Consider the following 21,753-nt stretch of genomic DNA (forward strand, 5'->3'; position numbering starts at 1 on the left):
GTAGCAAAGCTGTTTGCAAAGTAACTTATCACCATTGTAAAGATAAAGAGTTGAGAGATTCAGCAGCAACATCATTTTTTGTCATTTTTATTATATCTAAGCATGTCTACTAGTCCAATAATTGGACTAGTGATTGGACATACTGAAATAAATCCAATAAATTCTATTATTATAGCTCTTAGTACAATATGGGCATTAATTTTTGATATTATCAAGGGTGTATAGAAAATATTTTTATAGAGACGAAGATGACTAAAGTTTTTATCAATAATTGGCTCCATAATATCTATAGGGAATTTACCAATTACAAATATCATAGAGCCCTAAAAAAGAGCCATTTAAGGCTCTTTTTGTGTGTTTACATTTGATGAGAGACCATTATAAACATTGGTGTTGAGGGCTTACAAGTTTATGGGATTTCGCCATCTAGATTATTAGTTAGACGAACTGGTTGTAACGCTATTAGACTCTGATTGAGAACCTGAAGAATCAGCAGTTTGACCTCCTGTATTAGCGCTATTATCTCCTCCACTACTAGTACTACCAGATGAAGACTGCTCAGCTGCAGGTGCTTGGGAATTAGATATGCTTCCATTTGTTTCTGGATAGCTTTGAATATAGCTACTATCTTCTGAACGGCTGGCTTCTATTCCGGCATCTCTAGTAGTCGTTTCCGTTTGGGTAGTTTTTTCTTCTTCTTTTTTGGTCAAGACTTCAACTTGTTTTTGGAATTTAGAGATTAGTTCTTGAATTGGTTTTATCTTTTCTTCAAGAGCAACTTGGTCGCTGGCAGAATTAATGTTTTTAATGATGTCTATTATTTTTTGCAAGGAAGTGATGGCTGTCTCAAGTGTTTGTTTATCTTGAAACTGGCTATCAGAATCCTTTATATCTAATTTCAAAGCTTTTTCACTATAATGATTTGTGACTTTATCGGCAGTAGAAGCGAGAAAGTCTGCTAATGTCTTTTTGCCTTCATCAGTAGTTGGTTTTAATTCTTGAATTTTTTTCCAATCTTCTATAATGGTTTCAGAATCAATATTGAAGTCTTTAATGGCGTTTTTTACTTGTTCGACATCTTGTTGATTTTTTTGTTGTTTGATGAGAGCAACGTTCCCTCTCTCTGCTTGGATTTTTTCTTGATGGAGGACTAAGCCTGTCAAAAGTCCAATACCTGCAATAAGTGTAATAATAAAAATAGTATTTTTTGATTTTAGAATATCTTTGTAGTTGTTCACATTAGTCCTACGCACATGGATGATGGTGTATATATGGAATCATGTGCGCATTCCTCCTTATTAAAGTATATCATTTTTAGTTGATTTTAAAAATAAGTTTTTAAAGAGAATAGAGATTTAGGAATGAATTGATTTCTTTTGTATCCTGATTTACATGTATTGACAGAAGAGGTTGATAGATTGTCAGCCTCTTCCTTGTCTTCTCTATCTAAGCATGTTATAATGAAAACTGCTCAAACGACCTTCAATCGTGATAGCAAACACGACCTTCAATCGTGAATAAACGAATAGATGGGAGAACTACCATGAGTGATAACTCTAAAACACGTGTTGTCGTGGGGATGAGTGGTGGTGTTGATTCGTCGGTGACGGCTCTCTTGCTCAAGGAGCAGGGCTACGATGTGATCGGTATCTTCATGAAGAACTGGGACGACACAGATGAAAACGGCGTCTGTACGGCGACCGAAGATTACAAGGATGTGGCTGCAGTGGCAGACCAACTTGGCATTCCTTACTACTCTGTCAATTTTGAAAAAGAGTACTGGGACCGCGTTTTTGAGTATTTCCTAGCGGAATACAGAGCAGGACGCACGCCAAATCCAGATGTTATGTGTAACAAGGAAATCAAGTTTAAGGCCTTTTTGGACTATGCTATGACCTTGGGAGCAGACTATGTAGCAACTGGGCACTATGCCCGAGTGGCGCGTGATGAGGATGGTATCGTTCACATGCTTCGTGGCGTGGACAATGGCAAAGACCAGACCTATTTCCTCAGCCAACTTTCACAAGAACAATTACAAAAGACTATGTTCCCATTGGGACATTTGGAAAAGCCTGAAGTTCGCAAACTAGCAGAAGAAGCAGGCCTTGCGACTGCTAAGAAGAAAGATTCAACAGGGATTTGCTTTATTGGAGAAAAGAACTTTAAAGAATTTCTCAGCAACTACTTACCAGCTCAACCTGGGCGTATGATGACTGTGGATGGACGCGATATGGGTGAGCATGCAGGCCTTATGTATTATACGATTGGTCAGCGTGGCGGACTCGGTATCGGTGGACAACACGGCGGTGACAATGCTCCTTGGTTCGTTGTCGGAAAAGACCTAAGCAAAAATATCCTCTATGTAGGTCAAGGCTTCTACCATGATTCGCTTATGTCAACTAGCTTAGAGGCTAGTCAAGTCCACTTTACTCGTGAGATGCCAGAGGAATTTACGCTAGAATGCACGGCTAAATTCCGCTATCGTCAGCCTGACTCTAAAGTGACTGTACATGTCAAAGGGGACAAGGCAGAGGTCATCTTTGCGGAGCCACAGCGCGCCATTACACCAGGACAGGCAGTTGTCTTTTACGACGGTGAAGAGTGTCTCGGTGGCGGTTTGATTGATAATGCCTACCGTGACGGCAAGGTTTGTCAGTACATTTAGATTGACAAATGTTCTCAATTTGCTACAATAATAACAGCAATAGAAATGATGGTCAAAGCTCATGGATGTTGCAGGTCTTTTTGTCCTGCACTTCTTACGAGTTTTGACTGTTTTTGTGTCGTTTAAAGGGAAAGGACAAGAATGACTCAGCAAGACTTTCGGACAAAAGTGGGAAATACGGTTTTTGGCGTTCGAGCGACAGCCTTGATTCTTCAAAATCGCAAACTTCTAGTCACCCAAGACAAGGGCAAGTATTATACTATTGGCGGTGCGATCCAAGTCAATGAAAGTACGGAAGATGCCCTAGTGCGCGAAGTGGGTGAAGAACTGGGTGTCAAAGCTCAAGCTGGGCCACTAGCTTTTGTGGTTGAAAATCGTTTTGAACAGGACGGTGTTTCCTATCACAATATCGAGTTTCATTATCTGGTAGACTTACTTGGGGATGCCCCATTGACCATGCAGGAAGATGAGAAAAGGCAACCCTGTGAGTGGATTGACTTGGACAAGCTTGAGGATTTCCAACTAGTTCCAGCCTTTTTAAAAACAGCCCTGCCAGATTGGGACGGCCAACTAAGACACATTCATCTTGAAGAATAGGAGAGAAAATGACTTATAATTTTACGGAAGAATACGATATTATTGTAATCGGTGCGGGACATGCGGGGGTTGAAGCTTCCCTAGCTGCGAGCCGTATGGGTTGCAAGGTCTTGCTTGCGACTATCAACATTGAAATGTTGGCTTTCATGCCATGTAATCCGTCTATTGGTGGTTCTGCCAAGGGGATTGTTGTGCGTGAGGTAGATGCCCTTGGTGGCGAAATGGCTAAGACCATTGACAAGAGTTACATCCAGATGAAGATGCTCAACACTGGGAAGGGGCCAGCTGTCCGTGCCCTTCGTGCGCAGGCTGATAAGGAACTTTACTCTAAGGAAATGCGCAAGACGGTTGAAAATCAAGAAAATCTAACCCTTCGTCAAACCATGATTGATGAGATTTTGGTGGAAGATGGTAAGGTTGTCGGTGTTCGTACAGCTACCCATCAAGAGTATGCTGCCAAGGCTGTTATCGTGACTACAGGGACAGCCCTTCGTGGGGAAATCATCATCGGAGATCTCAAGTATTCATCAGGTCCAAACCACAGTCTGGCTTCTATTAACCTAGCTGATAATCTCAAGGAACTTGGACTTGAAATCGGTCGTTTCAAGACAGGAACGCCTCCACGTGTCAAGGCTTCCTCTATCAACTATGATGTGACAGAGATTCAGCCAGGAGATGAAACACCAAATCACTTCTCTTACACTTCACGTGATGAAGATTATGTCAAAGACCAAGTGCCATGCTGGTTGACCTATACCAATGGTACCAGCCATGAGATTATCCAAAATAACCTCCACCGTGCGCCTATGTTTACAGGTGTAGTTAAGGGAGTAGGGCCTCGTTACTGTCCGTCAATTGAGGACAAGATTGTGCGCTTTGCAGACAAGGAACGTCACCAACTCTTCCTTGAGCCAGAAGGACGAAACACAGAAGAAGTTTATGTCCAAGGACTTTCAACCAGTCTTCCTGAGGATGTCCAACGTGACTTGGTTCATTCTATCAAAGGTTTGGAAAATGCAGAAATGATGCGTACAGGTTATGCCATTGAGTACGACATGGTCTTGCCTCATCAGTTGCGTGCGACTCTGGAAACCAAGAAAATCTCAGGACTTTTCACAGCTGGTCAGACAAATGGTACCTCTGGTTACGAAGAGGCAGCAGGTCAAGGGATTATCGCGGGTATCAACGCAGCGCTGAAAATCCAAGGTAAGCCAGAGTTAATTCTAAAACGAAGCGACGGTTATATCGGAGTGATGATTGATGACTTGGTAACTAAGGGGACCATTGAACCTTACCGTCTCTTGACCAGTCGTGCTGAATACCGCCTCATTCTTCGTCATGACAATGCCGATATGCGTTTGACTGAGATGGGGCGCGAGATTGGGCTTGTTGACGATGAACGTTGGGTTCGTTTTGAAATCAAGAAAAATCAATTTGAAAATGAAATGAAGCGTTTAGACAGCATCAAATTCAAGCCAGTTAAGGAAACAAATGCTAAGGTTGAGGAGATGGGCTTCAAGCCATTGACAGATGCAGTGACAGCCAAGGAGTTCCTTCGTCGCCCAGAAGTGTCTTACCCAGATGTGGTGGCCTTCATTGGACCTGCTGCTGAAGAGTTAGATGACAAGATTATCGAATTGATTGAAACAGAAATCAAGTACGAAGGCTATATCTCAAAAGCCATGGATCAGGTTGCCAAGATGAAACGCATGGAAGAAAAACGGATTCCAGCGAATATTGACTGGGATGATATTGACTCTATCGCGACAGAAGCTCGCCAGAAGTTTAAGCTCATCAATCCAGAAACCATCGGCCAAGCTAGCCGTATTTCAGGTGTAAACCCAGCAGATATTTCCATTCTTATGGTGTATTTAGAAGGTAAAAATCGAAGCATTTCTAAAAACTTAGAAAAGAAAGCTGACTAAAAATAAAAAGCTGAATTCTCTATTGAGGGATTCAGCTTTTTTAGTTTTTTCTTCATTTTTCGAATTAAGAGAAAAGGAGAAATGACTATGCTGACAGTAGAAGAAAAAAATTTTTTAGACCGCTATAAAAGAGTTTCATATCATCGTTTTTATGAGATTGAACGCTTTGTTACCTTGTCTGAAAAGTTGAGCAAACGTCCGCCAAAGGCTGACAAGAACTAGACTTTTTGATATACTAGAACAAATTAAAATATAGGAGAGAGCGAATGAACGTATATGGCAGATTAGAAGACGAACCAACTCCAACTTGGATGAGAAGTCAGGATGCTCCAGTAGAAAATGAGGAGCAACTCGAGGTTGAAACTCGTCAGCCTGCCCGCTTACCATTTTTGAATATCCTCTTTTTGAGTACTCTAGTGGTCCTTGTGTCCGTAATTTTACCCTTCTTCTTAGGGTTAATAAGTCCGGAGCAGTCTCAGGATTTTTATATTGGATGGGCTATGCATCATAGCGGAGATATTTACACAGATTATTTTGGAACTAGTGGTCTCCTCTATTACTTTTTACAGTATTTAACCAAGGGCAGTATTTTGTTTGCTGTTTTTAATTGGTTGGCCTTAGTAGGCGCGGGATTCTTTCTTTTCCGTTCGGCTTACAATCTAACGGAACAAAACAAGCAATCGCAACAAGTGTTGACGGTCTTTTATGTCCTGGCTAGTGCTCTTAGTTTTGGTGGGGGATATGCAACTATTCTAGCACTCCCATTCTTGTTCTATGCTCTAAGTTTAGTGACTGCTTATTTGGTAGAACCAGACCAAGATAGTGGTTTCTTGCGTATTGGGGCTAGTTTGGCTCTAGCATTTTTCTTTGCGCCTTTGGTTGCAACTTTGTATGCATTCGTCTTGTTTTTTGCTGTAACAGCTTTTAATGTCGGTCGCAATAACTTGAATCATGGTCTCTATCAATTTTTTGCAGCGGGCCTTGGTTTTTCAATCTTCTTTTATCCAATTGGATACTACACAGCTTATAAAGGCAGTTTTGGAAATGCCATTAGTCAAATCCTTTACCCATTAGATAGTTTAAACTTTACGTCTAACTCGGGATTACTCGACAATATCCTCTTTTATGGATTGTTAGCAATTGCTCTTGGAGTATTGACGCTAGCATTTACAGGTCTCTTCCAATCTAAACCATTGAAACAGTCAGTCTTATCAATCTCTGCTTCAATAGCTGTCATTTTGGTATTAATTTTAGAGATTTTTTCTACAGATCTTATCCATGGTAGTCGTATGATTGAGTTCCTTCCTTTCTTATCGCTTCTTTTGCTGACACGAATTCCAACAGAGAAGCCAGAAGGAGCGAATCGTCGTAGAAGATCTAGAGAAGAAAGTTCGGTATGGGGAGCTTTTGTAAAAGGAAATGTCTATCTACCAATTTTAGCTCTTGCTTACCTATTCTTAGCACCTGTAGTATCACGATATTTACTTCATGCAGAACTATATCAAGAACGTACAGCCATCGAAACTAAGGTCAAAGGGGAAACTCAAGCTACAGATCGTATCTATGTTTGGGATAATCTGACAAGTAGTTATAAGGCTAGTGAACGTTTAGCTGCGAGTCAGTTGCTTTCACCTAGATTGCATACAGGGCTTGATGCAAATCGTACCAAACTTGTTAATGATCTGAGAGATAATCAACCAAAGATGATTGTAGTGAATACAAAAACAAGTCTATGGACAGAAGTTGAGCAACTTTTAGCTGAAAATTATCAAGCGGTTCAAAGTGAATTCAAAGATTTTAAACTCTATAAATTAAAATAAAAACTATCAATATCTTGTGTAATTTTAAAAAAATTTTATTTTTTGACACAAGATATTGATTTTTATTTTTTTAGTGATATAATACTTTTTAGAATCAATATTATATTTAAGAAAAGGGTATGGATATGATTGTATTGGAAGAGAAGGCTGTCCCTGATCCGACTTTATTCGTCGAAAAGCGTGACGGCAGACGTGTAATTTTTGATGTAGACAAGATTGACAAAGCGCTTCATAAGGCTGCTGAAAAGGTTATGGATGTAACCCCTTTAGTCGAAAAGCGACTTAGTACCCTAATTGAACGTATCGTTGAAGAAATTCATAGCCGTTTCCCACAAGGTGTAAAAATCTATGAAATCCAAAACATCGTAGAGCACGAATTGTTGGAAGCTAAAGAATACGCCTTGGCCGAGGAGTATATCACCTATCGAACACAAAGGGATTTTGAGCGCTCAAAAGCGACAGATATCAACTTTAGTATTCATAAACTTCTTAACAAAGATCAGGCAGTTGTCAATGAAAATGCCAATAAAGACAGTGATGTCTTTAACACTCAGCGTGATTTGACGGCAGGGATTGTTGGAAAATCAATCGGACTTCAAATGCTTCCTAAACATGTGGCTAATGCCCATCAAAAAGGGGATATCCACTATCATGATTTGGACTACAGTCCCTACACTCCTATGACCAACTGCTGTTTGATTGATTTCAAGGGTATGTTAGAAAATGGGTTTAAGATTGGGAATGCTGAGGTAGAGAGTCCCAAGTCTATCCAGACTGCGACAGCGCAGATTTCACAAATCATCGCAAACGTTGCTTCTAGCCAGTACGGGGGCTGTTCAGCTGACCGTATCGATGAAGTATTGGCTCCTTATGCAGAGAAAAATTACCAAAAGCACCTCAAGGATGCGGAGGAATGGGTTTTGCCTGACAAGCGCCAAGAATATGCCTGGAAGAAAACTCAAAAAGACATCTACGATGCCATGCAATCTTTAGAGTACGAGATCAACACCCTCTTTACATCAAATGGGCAAACGCCATTTACTTCCCTTGGTTTTGGTCTAGGAACTAGTCGTTTTGAACGTGAAATTCAAAAGGCAATCCTGAATATTCGAATCAAGGGGCTGGGTTCAGAACATCGTACAGCCATCTTTCCTAAACTCATCTTTACTCTTAAAAGAGGACTTAACTTGGAGGAAGGTTCGCCTAACTACGATATTAAGCAGTTGGCTCTCGAGTGTGCAACTAAGCGTATGTATCCAGATGTCTTGTCTTATGATAAGATTGTCGAGTTGACTGGTTCTTTCAAAGTTCCGATGGGATGCCGTTCATTCCTTCAAGGATGGAAGGATGAAAATGGAGTAGAAGTCAATTCGGGCCGTATGAACCTAGGAGTTGTGACAGTCAATCTTCCTCGTATCGCTCTTGAGTCCGAAGGAGACATGAACAAGTTCTGGGAAATCTTCAACGAGCGCATGAACATCGCGGAAGATGCCTTGGTTTACCGTGTGGAAAGAACCAAGGAAGCCACTCCAGCTAATGCACCAATTCTTTATCAATATGGAGCCTTCGGACGTCGTCTTGGAAAAGAAGAAAGTGTGGATCAACTCTTTAAGAATCGTCGTGCAACTATTTCTCTGGGCTATATTGGCTTGTACGAGGTAGCGACAGTCTTCTTTGGTAATCATTGGGAAAATAATCCAGAAGCCAAAGAGTTCACCCTTGATATTATTCGCGATATGAAACGTCGGGTAGAAGAATGGTCTGACCAATATGGTTACCATTTCTCTATCTATTCAACGCCGTCTGAAAGTTTGACAGACCGCTTCTGTCGCTTAGATACGGAGAAATTCGGCTCTATTCCAGATATTACAGATAAAGAATACTACACAAATTCCTTCCATTATGATGTCCGCAAAAATCCAACACCTTTTGAAAAATTGGACTTTGAGAAAGTCTACCCAAAAGCGGGTGCATCTGGTGGATTTATCCACTACTGCGAGTACCCAGTTCTCCAACAAAATCCAAAGGCTTTGGAAGCTGTTTGGGATTATGCTTACGACCGTGTAGGATATCTAGGAACCAATACTCCGATCGACCGTTGCTACAAGTGTGATTTTGAAGGAGATTTTGAACCTACTGAGAGAGGATTTGCTTGTCCTAACTGTGGAAATAATGATCCTAAAACAGTAGACGTAGTTAAACGAACTTGTGGTTATCTTGGGAATCCACAAGCACGTCCGATGGTTAATGGACGCCACAAGGAAATTGCTGCGCGTGTCAAACACATGAACGGCTCTACTATTAAAACGGCTGGACATGAACTAACAAATTAGAAAGAGATAGAATGGGAAAGTATCAATTAGACGACAAGGGCAAGGCTTTGGTTCAACGATTCCACGAAAAGCATTCAAAGGGTGGAGTCAATAAAAAAGACCGAGTAGCTAGCCTTAGAGAACAGTTTTTAAACAAAAACAAGAAAAAGTGAGAGTTGCCTCTCGCTTTTCTTATAGCGGGGAGGGGAATATGGAACTACGCAGACCAAGATTGGCAGATAAAGAAACAGTTTTAGAGATGATGGCAGAGTTTGAACAGACTCAATCAGCCCACGATGGCGGGTTTTGGGATGCTGAGAACTTTGTTTACGAAGAGTGGTTGGAAAGTAATCAGAATCATGAAATGGGGATTAATTTGCCTGAAGGGTGGGTGCCTGATATTCAGTTAGTTGCTTTTTCGAGAGATGGACAAGCCGTAGGGTTCCTTAATCTCCGATTGCGTCTTAGTGACTATTTGTTGGAGGTAGGTGGTCATATTGGTTATTCCATCCGCTCGTCTGAAAGAGGCAAGGGCTACGCCAAAGAGTCCCTCCGACAAGGTCTACAAATTGCTAAGAAAAAGAATATCAAACGAGCTTTAGTGACTTGTAGCACAGAAAATCCAGCAAGCCGAGCTGTTATCTTAGCTAATGGTGGGAAGTTAGAGGATGTTCGTAATGGAACGGAGCGCTATTGGATTGATGTCGATTAAGGAGGAAACATGGAGCTAAGACGACCAACTTTGGAAGATAAAGAAGCGATATTAGAGATGATTGCGGAGTTCGATGCAGCAAAATCCTATATGCACGGTGGCATGGGCTCCGCTTGGAAGCGAGTAAAGGATTATGAGGATTGTTTAAAGATTGTAGAGCAGCAGGAGGATGTTGCCAACCTGCCAGTAGGTTGGGTTCCTGCAATCAAATTTTTATCCTTTGATGAGACTGGCTTGCCTTTGGGATTTTTAGCCCTGCGCTTGTCCTTGAATGACAAATTATTTGTGGAAGGCGGTCATATTGGCTATTCTATCCGTCCCAGTCAACGAGGCAAAGGATATGGGAAGGAGCAGTTGAGATTAGGACTAGCAGAGGCTCGAAAACAAGGATTGGAACGAGTGCTGATTACCTGCGATGAAGACAACAAAGCCAGCCGCTGCACGATTCTCTCCGCTGGTGGTGTTTACGAAAATACAATAGATAGAAGTCAGCGCTACTGGATAGATTTGGAGTAGAAGGATGACTTGGAACACACCAAAACCAGGCGAGTGGAAAAGTGAAGAACTCAGTCAGGGGCGCATCATTGACTATAAGGCTTTTAACTTTGTCGATGGAGAGGGAGTGCGCAACTCCCTTTACGTAGCAGGCTGCATGTTTCGCTGTGAGGGCTGTTACAATGTAGCGACCTGGTCATTTAATGCCGGGATTCCGTATACACCAGAGTTAGAAGAACAAATCATGGCAGACCTAGCCCACCCCTATGTTCAAGGCTTGACTTTATTAGGAGGAGAGCCTTTCCTCAATACAGGTATTCTCTTACCTCTCGTGAAACGTATACGGAAAGAATTGCCAGAAAAAGATATCTGGTCTTGGACGGGATACACATGGGAAGAGATGATGTTGGAGACACCTGATAAACTCGAACTTTTATCTATGATTGATATTCTTGTCGATGGGCGATATGATCGGAATAAAAGGAATCTCATGCTCCAGTTTCGAGGTTCGTCCAATCAACGAATAATCGATGTACAAAAATCTCTGCAAAGTGGAAAAGTAGTTATTTGGAACAAGCTTAATGATGGGAAGCAAAGCTATGAACAGGTGAAGAGAGAATGAAGAAAAAAGACTTAATAGAAAGACTAGTATCAGAAATAGAGTCTGGGAAAGTAGAAACGCTGGGCATTTACGGCCATGGAGCTTCAGGAAAATCAACTTTTGCTCAGGAATTATATCAAGCCCTAGATTCTACTACAGTAAATTTGCTAGAAACAGATCCCTATATCACCTCAGAACGTCACCTGGTAGTACCAAAGCAAGCACCTGATCAAAAGGTGACAGCTTGTCTGCCAGTGGCGCATGAACTGGCAAGTTTGCAGAGAGATATTCTCGCCCTGCAGGCGGGTATGGATGTCTTAACAATAGATGAACCTTGGAAGCCTAGTGAGGTCTTATCGGGAGCAAAACCAATACTGATAGTCGAAGGGATGTCTGTGGGTTTTCTACCAAAGGAACTCTTTGACAAAACCATCTGCTTCTACGCGGACGAAGAAACAGAATTAAAGAGGCGTCTAGCTCGAGATACGACTGTGAGAAATCGCGATGCATCCTTTATATTGGCTAGTCAGCAAATGAGACGAGAACAGTATCTGCAATACTATAAAGAAACCGAGTCAAAAGCGGATATCTTGATAAATCAATCAAATGATAAATTTCAGATCAAAACGGACATTATATAGAAGAAAAAATATAAATTTGCTCTTCATTTATGCTTTTTAGAGATAAGGAGCGATAAGAAAACAGTTTCATTCGAAAAATTAAAAAAATCCTGTCAAATCCCTTGCAATCGCAGGGGCTTTGTGTTATTCTATTATGGTGCTGTAAATTACAGCCTTAGCTTTGATGCAAGAGGTTGCGACACGCTCGGTTGCATTGCCACGCAACGCGCGTCGGTTTTCTTGTGGAGCTAGCCTATTATCTTAAATAGACGAAAAGGAGAAAAAGATGGCAAACAAAAAAATCCGTATCCGTTTGAAAGCTTACGAACACCGTACGCTTGACACAGCGGCTGCTAAAATCGTAGAATCAGCTACTCGCACAGGTGCAGAAGTTGCAGGTCCAATCCCACTTCCAACTGAACGTAGCCTCTACACAATTATTCGTGCGACTCACAAATATAAAGATTCTCGCGAACAATTCGAAATGCGTACACACAAACGTTTGATCGACATCATCAACCCAACTCAAAAAACAGTTGACGCTTTGATGAAATTGGATCTTCCAAGTGGTGTAAACGTAGAAATCAAACTTTAATCTAAAGTTTGAAACCTTGAGCATAAAAAACGCTCGTTAAAAACTTTTTGAATAAAAAATATAGAAAAGGAACTATTTTCTCATGACAAAAGGAATCTTAGGGAAAAAAGTGGGAATGACTCAAATCTTCACTGAAGCTGGCGAATTGATCCCTGTAACAGTTATCGAAGCAACTCCAAACGTTGTTCTTCAAGTTAAAACTGTTGAAACAGATGGTTACAACGCTATCCAAGTTGGTTTCGATGACAAACGCGAAGTATTGAGCAACAAACCTGCTAAAGGACATGTAGCAAAAGCTAACACGGCTCCTAAGCGCTTCATTCGTGAATTCAAAAACGTTGAAGGCTTGGAAGTTGGTGCTGAAATCACAGTTGAAACTTTCGCAGCTGGAGACATTGTTGATGTAACTGGTACATCTAAAGGTAAAGGTTTCCAAGGTGTTATCAAACGCCACGGACAATCACGTGGACCTATGGCTCACGGTTCTCGTTACCACCGTCGTCCAGGTTCTATGGGACCTGTTGCACCTAACCGCGTATTCAAAGGTAAAAACCTTGCAGGACGTATGGGTGGCGACCGTGTAACAATTCAAAACCTTGAAGTTGTACAAGTTGTTCCAGAAAAGAACGTTATCCTTATCAAAGGTAACGTACCAGGTGCTAAGAAATCTCTTATCACTATCAAGTCAGCAGTTAAAGCTGGTAAATAATAAGGAAAGGGGAATACAGTCAAAATGGCAAATGTAACATTATTCGACCAAACTGGTAAACAAGCGGGCGAAGTTGTTCTTAACGATGCAATCTTTGGTATCGAACCAAACCAATCTGTTGTGTTTGATGTGATCATCAGCCAACGTGCTAGCCTTCGTCAAGGAACTCACGCAGTTAAAAACCGCTCAGCTGTTTCAGGTGGCGGACGCAAACCATGGCGTCAAAAAGGAACTGGACGTGCTCGTCAAGGTTCTATCCGCTCTCCACAATGGCGTGGTGGTGGAATCGTCTTCGGACCAACTCCACGTAGCTATGCGTACAAACTTCCTCAAAAAGTTCGTCGCCTTGCACTTAAATCTGTTTACTCAGAAAAAGTTGCTGAAAACAAATTTGTAGCCGTTGATTCTCTTGAATTTACAGCTCCAAAAACTGCTGAATTTGCAAAAGTTCTTGCAGCTTTGAGCATCGATTCTAAAGTCCTTGTTATTCTTGAAGAAGGAAACGAATTCGCAGCTCTCTCAGCTCGTAACCTTCCAAATGTGAAAGTTGCGACTGCTACAACTGCAAGTGTTCTTGACATCGCAAATAGTGACAAACTTCTTGTTACTCAAGCAGCTATCTCTAAAATCGAGGAGGTTCTTGCATAATGAATTTGTATGATGTTATCAAAAAACCTGTTATCACTGAAAGCTCAATGGCTCAACTTGAAGCAGGGAAATATGTATTTGAAGTTGACACTCGTGCACACAAACTTTTGATCAAGCAAGCTGTTGAAGCTGCTTTCGAAGGTGTTAAAGTTGCAAATGTTAACACAATCAACGTAAAACCTAAAGCTAAACGTGTTGGACGTTACACTGGTTTTACTAACAAAACTAAAAAAGCTATCATCACTCTTACAGCTGATTCAAAAGCAATCGAGTTGTTTGCAGCTGAAGCTGAATAATCTAAGGAGGAAATATCGTGGGAATTCGTGTTTATAAACCAACAACAAACGGTCGCCGTAATATGACTTCTTTGGATTTCGCTGAAATCACAACAAGCACTCCTGAAAAATCATTGCTTGTTGCATTGAAGAGCAAGGCTGGTCGTAACAACAACGGTCGTATCACAGTTCGTCACCAAGGTGGTGGACACAAACGTTTCTACCGTTTGGTTGACTTTAAACGTAACAAAGACAACGTTGAAGCAGTTGTTAAAACTATCGAGTACGATCCAAACCGTTCTGCAAACATCGCTCTTGTACACTACACTGACGGTGTGAAAGCATACATCATCGCTCCAAAAGGTCTTGAAGTAGGTCAACGTATCGTTTCAGGTCCAGAAGCAGATATCAAAGTCGGAAACGCTCTTCCACTTGCTAACATCCCAGTTGGTACTTTGATCCACAACATCGAATTGAAACCAGGTCGTGGTGGAGAATTGGTACGTGCTGCTGGAGCTTCTGCTCAAGTATTGGGTCAAGAAGGTAAATACGTTCTTGTTCGTCTTCAATCAGGTGAAGTTCGTATGATTCTTGGAACTTGTCGTGCTACAGTTGGTGTTGTCGGAAACGAACAACATGGACTTGTAAACCTTGGTAAAGCAGGACGTAGCCGTTGGAAAGGTATCCGCCCAACAGTTCGTGGTTCTGTAATGAACCCTAACGATCACCCACACGGTGGTGGTGAAGGTAAAGCACCAGTTGGTCGTAAAGCACCATCAACTCCATGGGGCAAACCTGCTCTTGGTCTTAAAACTCGTAACAAGAAAGCGAAATCTGACAAACTTATCGTTCGTCGTCGCAACGAGAAATAATTTAAAACTAGTCGCTTAAGCGCTAGATAATCCGCCAGCTCGGTAGCGCTCGTTGAGAGCGCAAGCCGCTGTGGTACTATATTTAAAGGAGAAAATATAAAAATGGGACGCAGTCTTAAAAAAGGACCTTTCGTCGATGAGCATTTGATGAAAAAAGTTGAAGCTCAAGCTAACGACGAAAAGAAAAAAGTTATCAAAACTTGGTCACGTCGTTCAACGATCTTCCCAAGTTTCATTGGTTACACTATCGCAGTTTATGATGGACGTAAACACGTACCTGTTTACATCCAAGAAGACATGGTAGGTCACAAGCTTGGTGAATTTGCACCAACTCGTACTTACAAAGGTCACGCCGCAGACGACAAGAAAACACGTAGAAAATAAGGAGAACATAAATGGCAGAAATTACTTCAGCTAAAGCAATGGCTCGCACAGTACGTGTTTCACCTCGTAAATCACGTCTTGTTCTTGACAACATCCGTGGTAAAAGCGTAGCCGATGCAATCGCAATTTTGACATTCACTCCAAACAAAGCTGCTGAAATCATCTTGAAAGTTTTGAACTCAGCTGTAGCTAACGCTGAAAACAACTTTGGTTTGGATAAAGCTAACTTGGTAGTATCTGAAGCATTCGCAAACGAAGGACCAACTATGAAACGTTTCCGTCCACGTGCGAAAGGTTCAGCTTCACCAATCAACAAACGTACAGCTCATATCACTGTAGCTGTTGCAGAAAAATAAGGAGGTAAAATCGTGGGTCAAAAAGTACATCCAATTGGTATGCGTGTCGGCATCATCCGTGATTGGGATGCCAAATGGTATGCTGAAAAAGAATACGCGGATTACCTTCATGAAGATCTTGCAATCCGTAAATTCGTTCAAAAAGAACTTGCTGACGCAGCAGTTTCAACTATTGAAATCGAACGCGCAGTAAACAAAGTTAACGTTTCACTTCACACTGCTAAACCAGGTATGGTTATCGGTAAAGGTGGTGCTAACGTTGATGCACTCCGTGCAAAACTTAACAAATTGACTGGAAAACAAGTACACATCAACATCATCGAAATCAAACAACCTGATTTGGATGCTCACCTTGTTGGTGAAGGAATTGCTCGTCAATTGGAGCAACGTGTTGCTTTCCGTCGTGCACAAAAACAAGCAATCCAACGTGCTATGCGTGCTGGAGCTAAAGGAATTAAAACTCAAGTATCAGGTCGTTTGAACGGTGCAGATATTGCCCGTGCTGAAGGATACTCTGAAGGAACAGTTCCGCTTCACACACTTCGTGCAGATATCGATTACGCTTGGGAAGAAGCAGATACTACATACGGTAAACTTGGTGTTAAAGTATGGATCTACCGTGGTGAAGTTCTTCCAGCTCGTAAAAACACTAAAGGAGGTAAATAACCAATGTTAGTACCTAAACGTGTTAAACACCGTCGTGAATTCCGTGGTAAAATGCGCGGTGAAGCTAAAGGTGGGAAAGAAGTAGCATTCGGTGAATACGGTCTTCAAGCTACAACTAGCCACTGGATCACTAACCGCCAAATCGAGGCTGCTCGTATCGCCATGACTCGTTACATGAAACGTGGTGGTAAAGTTTGGATTAAAATCTTCCCACACAAATCTTACACAGCTAAAGCTATCGGGGTTCGTATGGGATCTGGTAAAGGGGCACCTGAAGGTTGGGTAGCACCAGTTAAACGTGGTAAAGTAATGTTTGAAGTTGCTGGTGTATCTGAAGAAGTTGCTCGTGAAGCACTTCGTCTTGCAAGCCACAAATTGCCAGTTAAATGTAAATTCGTAAAACGTGAAGCAGAATAAGGAGAAGGCATGAAACTTAATGAAGTAAAAGAATTTGTTAAAGAACTTCGTGGTCTTTCTCAAGAAGAACTCGCGAAGCGCGAAAACGAATTGAAAAAAGAATTGTTCGAACTTCGTTTCCAAGCTGCTACTGGTCAATTAGAACAAACAGCTCGCTTGAAAGAAGTTAAAAAACAAATCGCTCGTATCAAAACAGTTCAATCTGAAGCGAAATAATAGACTAGGGAAGGAGAAATTTCAATGGAACGCAATAATCGTAAAGTTCTTGTTGGACGTGTTGTATCTGACAAAATGGACAAGACAATCACAGTTGTAGTTGAAACAAAACGTAACCACCCAGTCTATGGTAAACGTATTAACTACTCTAAAAAATACAAAGCACATGATGAAAACAATGTTGCCAAAGAAGGCGATATCGTACGTATCATGGAAACTCGCCCGCTTTCAGCTACAAAACGTTTCCGTCTTGTAGAAGTTGTTGAAGAAGCGGTCATCATCTAATCAAACCTGAAAGGAGAAAACTGAAATGATTCAAACAGAAACTCGTTTGAAAGTCGCAGACAACAGCGGTGCTCGCGAAATCTTGACTATCAAAGTTCTTGGTGGTTCAGGACGTAAATTTGCAAACATCGGTGATGTTATTGTGGCATCTGTAAAACAAGCTACTCCTGGTGGTGCGGTTAAAAAAGGTGACGTTGTTAAAGCAGTTATCGTTCGTACTAAATCAGGTGCTCGTCGTGCTGATGGTTCATACATCAAATTTGACGAAAACGCAGCAGTTATCATCCGTGACGACAAAACTCCTCGCGGAACACGTATCTTTGGCCCAGTTGCACGTGAATTGCGTGAAGGTGGCTTCATGAAGATCGTGTCACTTGCTCCAGAAGTACTTTAATCAATAAAAACAAACACAGTCCCCTGGCCTAGCCAGGGTGCCCATTGGGCGTAAGAATAAAAGGAGAAAAAAATGTTTGTAAAAAAAGGCGACAAAGTTCGCGTAATCGCTGGTAAAGATAAGGGAACAGAAGCTGTTGTCCTTACTGCCCTTCCAAAAGTAAACAAAGTTATCGTTGAAGGTGTTAACATCGTTAAGAAACACCAACGTCCAACTAACGAACTTCCTCAAGGTGGTATCATCGAGAAGGAAGCAGCTATCCACGTATCAAACGTTCAAGTTTTGGACAAAAATGGTGTAGCTGGTCGTGTTGGTTACAAATTTGTAGACGGTAAAAAAGTTCGCTACAACAAAAAATCAGGCGAAGTGCTTGATTAATCACGAAGGAAAGGAGAAGTATAATGGCAAATCGTTTAAAAGAAAAATATCTTAATGAAGTAGTTCCTGCTTTGACAGAACAATTTAACTACTCATCAGTGATGGCTGTTCCTAAAGTGGATAAGATCGTTTTGAACATGGGTGTTGGTGAAGCAGTATCAAACGCTAAAAGCCTTGAAAAAGCTGCTGAAGAATTGGCGCTTATCTCAGGTCAAAAACCACTTATCACTAAAGCTAAAAAATCTATCGCCGGCTTCCGTCTTCGTGAAGGTGTTGCGATCGGTGCAAAAGTTACCCTTCGTGGTGAACGTATGTACGAATTCTTGGATAAATTGGTTTCAGTATCACTGCCACGTGTACGTGACTTCCACGGTGTTCCAACAAAATCATTTGACGGACGCGGAAACTACACACTTGGTGTGAAAGAGCAATTGATTTTCCCAGAAATCAATTTTGATGACGTTGACAAAACTCGCGGTCTTGACATCGTTATCGTAACCACTGCTAACACAGACGAAGAGTCACGTGCATTGCTTACAGGCCTTGGAATGCCTTTTGCAAAATAATATAGGAGGTATAACTAATGGCTAAAAAATCTATGATTGCTAAGAACAAACGCCCAGCGAAGTTCTCTACTCAAGCATACACTCGCTGTGAACGTTGTGGACGTCCACACTCAGTTTACCGCAAGTTTAAACTTTGCCGTGTTTGCTTCCGTGAATTGGCATATAAAGGTCAAATCCCTGGTGTAACAAAAGCATCTTGGTAATATCGTGATACAAAGAGCGCAACAACCCCAGCAAATCTATCTTTTTTTGCCCAGGTTGTAGCTCGTGTTCAAATGAGATTATCTTGTTTGAATGTGTCAATACTATCTGAGCCCAGCTCAATCATTAACTAGCAAGTGCAACTTGCAAACTACTAGTAAGAGGAGAAAAATAAAATGGTTATGACTGACCCAATCGCAGACTTCCTAACTCGTATTCGTAACGCTAACCAAGCAAAACACGAAGTACTTGAAGTACCTGCATCAAACATCAAAAAAGGGATTGCTGAAATCCTTAAACGCGAAGGTTTTGTTAAGAACGTAGAAATCATCGAAGATGACAAACAAGGCATCATCCGTGTATTCCTTAAATACGGAGCAAACGGTGAACGAGTTATCACTAACTTGAAACGCGTTTCTAAACCAGGACTTCGTGTCTACAAAAAACGTGAAGATCTTCCAAAAGTACTTAACGGTCTTGGAATTGCTATCCTTTCAACTTCAGAAGGTTTGCTTACTGACAAAGAAGCTCGCCAAAAGAATGTTGGTGGTGAGGTTATCGCTTACGTTTGGTAATATTTAGCTCCCAATTTCTTTGTGACTCTTCGTTATCGTCTCTAGCCTAACCAAAAGTTATGCCTGCGAGACGATGCCTAGATTCACTTTGAAATTGAAATCTAAATATTCCTTTAAATCGAGAAATCGATTTAACCCCGTGAAAACTGGCCTTTATGGCCTGACAATTTAACAGGAGAATAAAAACATGTCACGTATTGGTAATAAAGTTATCGTGTTGCCTGCTGGTGTTGAACTCACTAACAATGACAACGTTGTAACTGTAAAAGGACCTAAAGGAGAACTTACTCGTGAGTTCTCAAAAGATATTGAAATCCGTGTGGAAGGTACTGAAGTAACTCTTCACCGTCCAAACGATTCAAAAGAAATGAAAACTATCCACGGAACTACTCGTGCACTTTTGAACAACATGGTTATTGGTGTTTCAGAAGGATTCAAGAAAGAACTTGAAATGCGTGGGGTTGGTTACCGTGCACAACTTCAAGGAAACAAACTTGTTTTGGCTGTTGGTAAATCACATCCAGACGAAGTTGAAGCTCCAGAAGGAATTACTTTTGAACTTCCAAACCCAACGACTATCGTTATCAGCGGAATTTCAAAAGAAAAAGTTGGTCAAACAGCTGCTTACGTACGTAGCCTTCGTTCACCAGAACCATACAAAGGTAAAGGTATCCGTTACGTTGGCGAATATGTTCGTCTTAAAGAAGGTAAAACTGGTAAATAATGTTGAGTGGTTGATTTTCAACCACCAACCTCATTACCAACTTTGTGCATAGCACACGATTTAAAATTAAAGAGGTGAAAACTGTGATTTCTAAACCAGATAAAAACAAACTCCGCCAAAAACGCCACCGTCGCGTTCGCGGAAAACTCTCTGGAACTGCTGATCGCCCACGTTTGAACGTATTCCGTTCTAATACAGGCATCTACGCTCAAGTGATTGATGACGTAGCGGGTGTAACGCTCGCAAGTGCTTCAACTCTTGACAAAGAAGTTTCAAAAGGAACTAAAACTGAACAAGCCGTTGCTGTCGGTAAACTCGTTGCAGAACGTGCAAGTGCTAAAGGTATTTCAGAAGTGGTGTTCGACCGCGGTGGATATCTATATCACGGACGTGTGAAAGCTTTGGCTGATGCAGCTCGTGAAAACGGATTGAAATTCTAATAGGAGGACACTAGAAAATGGCATTTAAAGACAATGCAGTAGAACTTGAAGAACGCGTAGTTGCTGTTAACCGTGTTACAAAAGTTGTTAAAGGTGGACGTCGTCTTCGTTTCGCAGCTCTTGTAGTTGTTGGTGACCGCAATGGTCGTGTAGGATTTGGTACTGGTAAAGCTCAAGAAGTTCCAGAAGCAATCCGCAAAGCAGTAGAAGATGCTAAGAAAAACTTGATCGAAGTTCCTATGGTTGGAACAACAATCCCACATGAAGTTCTTTCAGAATTCGGTGGAGCTAAAGTATTGTTGAAACCAGCTGTAGAAGGTTCTGGAGTTGCCGCAGGTGGTGCAGTTCGTGCCGTTGTGGAATTGGCAGGTGTGGCAGATATTACATCTAAATCACTTGGCTCTAACACTCCAATCAACATTGTTCGTGCAACTGTTGAAGGTTTGAAACAATTGAAACGCGCTGAAGAAGTTGCTGCCCTTCGTGGTATTTCAGTTTCTGATTTGGCATAAGAAAGGGGATAAAATGGCTCAAATTAAAATTACTTTGACTAAGTCTCCAATCGGACGCATTCCATCACAACGTAAAACTGTTGTAGCACTTGGACTTGGCAAATTGAACAGCTCTGTTATTAAAGAAGATAACGCTGCTATCCGTGGTATGATCACTGCAGTATCTCACTTGGTAACAGTTGAAGAAGTAAACTAATAAAATTTTAGGGGATGTGCATAAGACCATCCCCTAAAACTAGATATAGTCATCTTAGATGACTCAGTATAGGCGAGTTGATAGGAGAGACAACCTTTTCTCTCTTATCGGCGCTAGCATTTTACAAAAGAGGAGAAAATATATAATGAAACTTCATGAATTGAAACCTGCAGAAGGTTCTCGTAAAACTCGTAACCGTGTTGGTCGTGGTACTTCATCAGGTAACGGTAAAACATCTGGTCGTGGGCAAAAAGGTCAAAAAGCTCGTAGCGGTGGCGGAGTACGCCTTGGTTTTGAAGGTGGACAAACTCCATTGTTCCGTCGTCTTCCAAAACGTGGATTTACTAACATCAACGCTAAAGAGTATGCGATTGTTAACCTTGACCAATTGAACGCCTTTGATGATGGTGCTGAAGTAACTCCAGTGGTACTTGTAGAATCAGGAATTGTTAAATCTGAAAAATCAGGTATCAAGATTCTTGGTAACGGTGAGTTGACTAAGAAGTTGACTGTTAAAGCTGCTAAATTCTCTAAATCAGCTGAAGAAGCTATCACTGCTAAAGGTGGTTCAGTTGAAGTCATCTAAGTGAGGTGACC

At 41.4% G+C, this 21,753-nt stretch carries 33 protein-coding genes and 1 pseudogene; 33 read left to right on the forward strand and 1 reads right to left on the reverse strand.

Annotated elements, in window-relative coordinates:
- The first annotated feature begins 57 nt into the window (after window positions 1-57).
- Window positions 58-256, forward strand: a pseudogene (locus KBU52_RS08185) (hypothetical protein).
- Between the two features lie 178 nt (window positions 257-434).
- Here KBU52_RS08185 and KBU52_RS08190 read toward each other — a convergent pair.
- Window positions 435-1,238: a hypothetical protein gene (locus KBU52_RS08190; RefSeq protein ID WP_006149033.1), complete on the reverse strand. Its 804-nt coding sequence runs from the start codon at window positions 1,236-1,238 to the stop codon at window positions 435-437.
- A 305-nt stretch (window positions 1,239-1,543) separates the two neighbouring features.
- On the opposite strand from KBU52_RS08190, the gene mnmA reads away from it, so the two are divergent.
- The 32 genes from mnmA to rplO all read left to right on the forward strand — a co-directional run bounded on the left by mnmA (window position 1,544) and on the right by rplO (window position 21,742).
- A complete protein-coding gene (gene mnmA / locus KBU52_RS08195) occupies window positions 1,544-2,665 on the forward strand; it encodes a tRNA 2-thiouridine(34) synthase MnmA (RefSeq protein ID WP_254724763.1) in 1,122 nt (373 codons plus the stop codon).
- A 141-nt stretch (window positions 2,666-2,806) separates the two neighbouring features.
- Window positions 2,807-3,262, forward strand: coding sequence for an NUDIX hydrolase (locus KBU52_RS08200; protein WP_036756280.1), 456 nt, complete (start codon window positions 2,807-2,809; stop codon window positions 3,260-3,262).
- Between the two features lie 8 nt (window positions 3,263-3,270).
- Window positions 3,271-5,187, forward strand: a complete 1,917-nt coding sequence (gene mnmG / locus KBU52_RS08205) for a tRNA uridine-5-carboxymethylaminomethyl(34) synthesis enzyme MnmG (RefSeq protein WP_254724762.1) — start codon at window positions 3,271-3,273, stop codon at window positions 5,185-5,187.
- 87 nt (window positions 5,188-5,274) lie between these two features.
- A complete protein-coding gene (locus KBU52_RS08210; protein WP_301798525.1) occupies window positions 5,275-5,409 on the forward strand; it encodes a hypothetical protein in 135 nt (44 codons plus the stop codon).
- A 44-nt stretch (window positions 5,410-5,453) separates the two neighbouring features.
- Window positions 5,454-7,007: a damage-inducible protein CinA gene (locus tag KBU52_RS08215; protein ID WP_254724761.1), complete on the forward strand. Its 1,554-nt coding sequence runs from the start codon at window positions 5,454-5,456 to the stop codon at window positions 7,005-7,007.
- Between the two features lie 125 nt (window positions 7,008-7,132).
- Complete coding sequence (nrdD, locus tag KBU52_RS08220; protein ID WP_254724818.1) at window positions 7,133-9,340, forward strand: anaerobic ribonucleoside-triphosphate reductase; 2,208 nt, start codon at window positions 7,133-7,135, stop codon at window positions 9,338-9,340.
- Window positions 9,341-9,351: 11 nt separating this feature from the next.
- Complete coding sequence (locus KBU52_RS08225; RefSeq protein ID WP_000521611.1) at window positions 9,352-9,492, forward strand: hypothetical protein; 141 nt, start codon at window positions 9,352-9,354, stop codon at window positions 9,490-9,492.
- A gap of 38 nt (window positions 9,493-9,530) precedes the next feature.
- Window positions 9,531-10,031 carry a GNAT family N-acetyltransferase gene (locus KBU52_RS08230; protein ID WP_254724760.1) on the forward strand — a complete coding sequence of 167 codons (501 nt, stop codon included), beginning with the start codon at window positions 9,531-9,533 and terminating at the stop codon, window positions 10,029-10,031.
- A gap of 9 nt (window positions 10,032-10,040) precedes the next feature.
- The gene (locus tag KBU52_RS08235) at window positions 10,041-10,547 is read left to right on the forward strand and encodes a GNAT family N-acetyltransferase (RefSeq protein ID WP_254724759.1); all 507 of its coding nucleotides are present in this window, start codon (window positions 10,041-10,043) and stop codon (window positions 10,545-10,547) included.
- A gap of 4 nt (window positions 10,548-10,551) precedes the next feature.
- On the forward strand, window positions 10,552-11,148 hold the full coding sequence (gene nrdG / locus KBU52_RS08240) for an anaerobic ribonucleoside-triphosphate reductase activating protein (RefSeq protein WP_254724758.1): 597 nt from the start codon (window positions 10,552-10,554) through the stop codon (window positions 11,146-11,148).
- Window positions 11,145-11,768, forward strand: a complete 624-nt coding sequence (locus tag KBU52_RS08245) for a uridine kinase (RefSeq protein ID WP_254724757.1) — start codon at window positions 11,145-11,147, stop codon at window positions 11,766-11,768. The genes nrdG and KBU52_RS08245 overlap by 4 nt, the downstream gene beginning before the upstream one ends.
- 265 nt (window positions 11,769-12,033) lie before the next feature.
- Window positions 12,034-12,342 (forward strand): 30S ribosomal protein S10, encoded by a 309-nt coding sequence (gene rpsJ, locus KBU52_RS08250; RefSeq protein ID WP_001284511.1) that lies wholly within the window; start codon window positions 12,034-12,036, stop codon window positions 12,340-12,342.
- A gap of 82 nt (window positions 12,343-12,424) precedes the next feature.
- A complete protein-coding gene (gene rplC, locus KBU52_RS08255; protein WP_004251088.1) occupies window positions 12,425-13,051 on the forward strand; it encodes a 50S ribosomal protein L3 in 627 nt (208 codons plus the stop codon).
- 24 nt (window positions 13,052-13,075) lie between these two features.
- Window positions 13,076-13,699, forward strand: a complete 624-nt coding sequence (gene rplD, locus KBU52_RS08260; protein ID WP_000024549.1) for a 50S ribosomal protein L4 — start codon at window positions 13,076-13,078, stop codon at window positions 13,697-13,699.
- Complete coding sequence (locus KBU52_RS08265) at window positions 13,699-13,995, forward strand: 50S ribosomal protein L23 (protein WP_001055347.1); 297 nt, start codon at window positions 13,699-13,701, stop codon at window positions 13,993-13,995. Before rplD ends, KBU52_RS08265 begins: the two co-directional genes overlap by 1 nt.
- 17 nt (window positions 13,996-14,012) lie before the next feature.
- Window positions 14,013-14,846 carry a 50S ribosomal protein L2 gene (gene rplB, locus KBU52_RS08270; RefSeq protein ID WP_000512910.1) on the forward strand — a complete coding sequence of 278 codons (834 nt, stop codon included), beginning with the start codon at window positions 14,013-14,015 and terminating at the stop codon, window positions 14,844-14,846.
- A gap of 102 nt (window positions 14,847-14,948) precedes the next feature.
- Window positions 14,949-15,230, forward strand: a complete 282-nt coding sequence (gene rpsS / locus KBU52_RS08275; protein WP_000533766.1) for a 30S ribosomal protein S19 — start codon at window positions 14,949-14,951, stop codon at window positions 15,228-15,230.
- Between the two features lie 11 nt (window positions 15,231-15,241).
- Window positions 15,242-15,586 carry a 50S ribosomal protein L22 gene (gene rplV / locus KBU52_RS08280; RefSeq protein WP_000818137.1) on the forward strand — a complete coding sequence of 115 codons (345 nt, stop codon included), beginning with the start codon at window positions 15,242-15,244 and terminating at the stop codon, window positions 15,584-15,586.
- 12 nt (window positions 15,587-15,598) lie between these two features.
- Entirely contained in the window at window positions 15,599-16,252 is a 654-nt protein-coding gene (rpsC, locus tag KBU52_RS08285) for a 30S ribosomal protein S3 (protein ID WP_000529936.1), read from the forward strand.
- A 3-nt stretch (window positions 16,253-16,255) separates the two neighbouring features.
- Window positions 16,256-16,669: a 50S ribosomal protein L16 gene (gene rplP, locus KBU52_RS08290; RefSeq protein WP_002928793.1), complete on the forward strand. Its 414-nt coding sequence runs from the start codon at window positions 16,256-16,258 to the stop codon at window positions 16,667-16,669.
- Window positions 16,670-16,678: 9 nt separating this feature from the next.
- The gene (gene rpmC, locus KBU52_RS08295) at window positions 16,679-16,885 is read left to right on the forward strand and encodes a 50S ribosomal protein L29 (protein ID WP_000772918.1); all 207 of its coding nucleotides are present in this window, start codon (window positions 16,679-16,681) and stop codon (window positions 16,883-16,885) included.
- Window positions 16,886-16,909: 24 nt separating this feature from the next.
- The gene (gene rpsQ, locus KBU52_RS08300) at window positions 16,910-17,170 is read left to right on the forward strand and encodes a 30S ribosomal protein S17 (protein ID WP_000440801.1); all 261 of its coding nucleotides are present in this window, start codon (window positions 16,910-16,912) and stop codon (window positions 17,168-17,170) included.
- A 25-nt stretch (window positions 17,171-17,195) separates the two neighbouring features.
- Window positions 17,196-17,564 carry a 50S ribosomal protein L14 gene (rplN, locus tag KBU52_RS08305; RefSeq protein WP_002928796.1) on the forward strand — a complete coding sequence of 123 codons (369 nt, stop codon included), beginning with the start codon at window positions 17,196-17,198 and terminating at the stop codon, window positions 17,562-17,564.
- A gap of 72 nt (window positions 17,565-17,636) precedes the next feature.
- On the forward strand, window positions 17,637-17,942 hold the full coding sequence (gene rplX / locus KBU52_RS08310; RefSeq protein WP_000497691.1) for a 50S ribosomal protein L24: 306 nt from the start codon (window positions 17,637-17,639) through the stop codon (window positions 17,940-17,942).
- A 23-nt stretch (window positions 17,943-17,965) separates the two neighbouring features.
- Window positions 17,966-18,508 carry a 50S ribosomal protein L5 gene (gene rplE, locus KBU52_RS08315; protein WP_000013542.1) on the forward strand — a complete coding sequence of 181 codons (543 nt, stop codon included), beginning with the start codon at window positions 17,966-17,968 and terminating at the stop codon, window positions 18,506-18,508.
- Between the two features lie 17 nt (window positions 18,509-18,525).
- Window positions 18,526-18,711 carry a type Z 30S ribosomal protein S14 gene (locus KBU52_RS08320; protein ID WP_001085699.1) on the forward strand — a complete coding sequence of 62 codons (186 nt, stop codon included), beginning with the start codon at window positions 18,526-18,528 and terminating at the stop codon, window positions 18,709-18,711.
- A gap of 174 nt (window positions 18,712-18,885) precedes the next feature.
- Window positions 18,886-19,284, forward strand: a complete 399-nt coding sequence (gene rpsH / locus KBU52_RS08325) for a 30S ribosomal protein S8 (RefSeq protein WP_004251095.1) — start codon at window positions 18,886-18,888, stop codon at window positions 19,282-19,284.
- A gap of 187 nt (window positions 19,285-19,471) precedes the next feature.
- Window positions 19,472-20,008 (forward strand): 50S ribosomal protein L6, encoded by a 537-nt coding sequence (gene rplF, locus KBU52_RS08330; protein WP_016466460.1) that lies wholly within the window; start codon window positions 19,472-19,474, stop codon window positions 20,006-20,008.
- A gap of 83 nt (window positions 20,009-20,091) precedes the next feature.
- The gene (rplR, locus tag KBU52_RS08335; protein ID WP_004251098.1) at window positions 20,092-20,448 is read left to right on the forward strand and encodes a 50S ribosomal protein L18; all 357 of its coding nucleotides are present in this window, start codon (window positions 20,092-20,094) and stop codon (window positions 20,446-20,448) included.
- A 17-nt stretch (window positions 20,449-20,465) separates the two neighbouring features.
- On the forward strand, window positions 20,466-20,960 hold the full coding sequence (rpsE, locus tag KBU52_RS08340; RefSeq protein WP_004251100.1) for a 30S ribosomal protein S5: 495 nt from the start codon (window positions 20,466-20,468) through the stop codon (window positions 20,958-20,960).
- Window positions 20,961-20,973: 13 nt separating this feature from the next.
- Window positions 20,974-21,156, forward strand: coding sequence for a 50S ribosomal protein L30 (rpmD, locus tag KBU52_RS08345; RefSeq protein ID WP_000057241.1), 183 nt, complete (start codon window positions 20,974-20,976; stop codon window positions 21,154-21,156).
- A 145-nt stretch (window positions 21,157-21,301) separates the two neighbouring features.
- The gene (gene rplO / locus KBU52_RS08350; RefSeq protein ID WP_004251104.1) at window positions 21,302-21,742 is read left to right on the forward strand and encodes a 50S ribosomal protein L15; all 441 of its coding nucleotides are present in this window, start codon (window positions 21,302-21,304) and stop codon (window positions 21,740-21,742) included.
- Window positions 21,743-21,753: the final 11 nt, after the last annotated feature.

The sequence above is a fragment of the Streptococcus sp. 9.1(2021) genome, assembly GCF_030466425.1.
Lineage (GTDB): Bacteria > Bacillota > Bacilli > Lactobacillales > Streptococcaceae > Streptococcus > Streptococcus wuxiensis.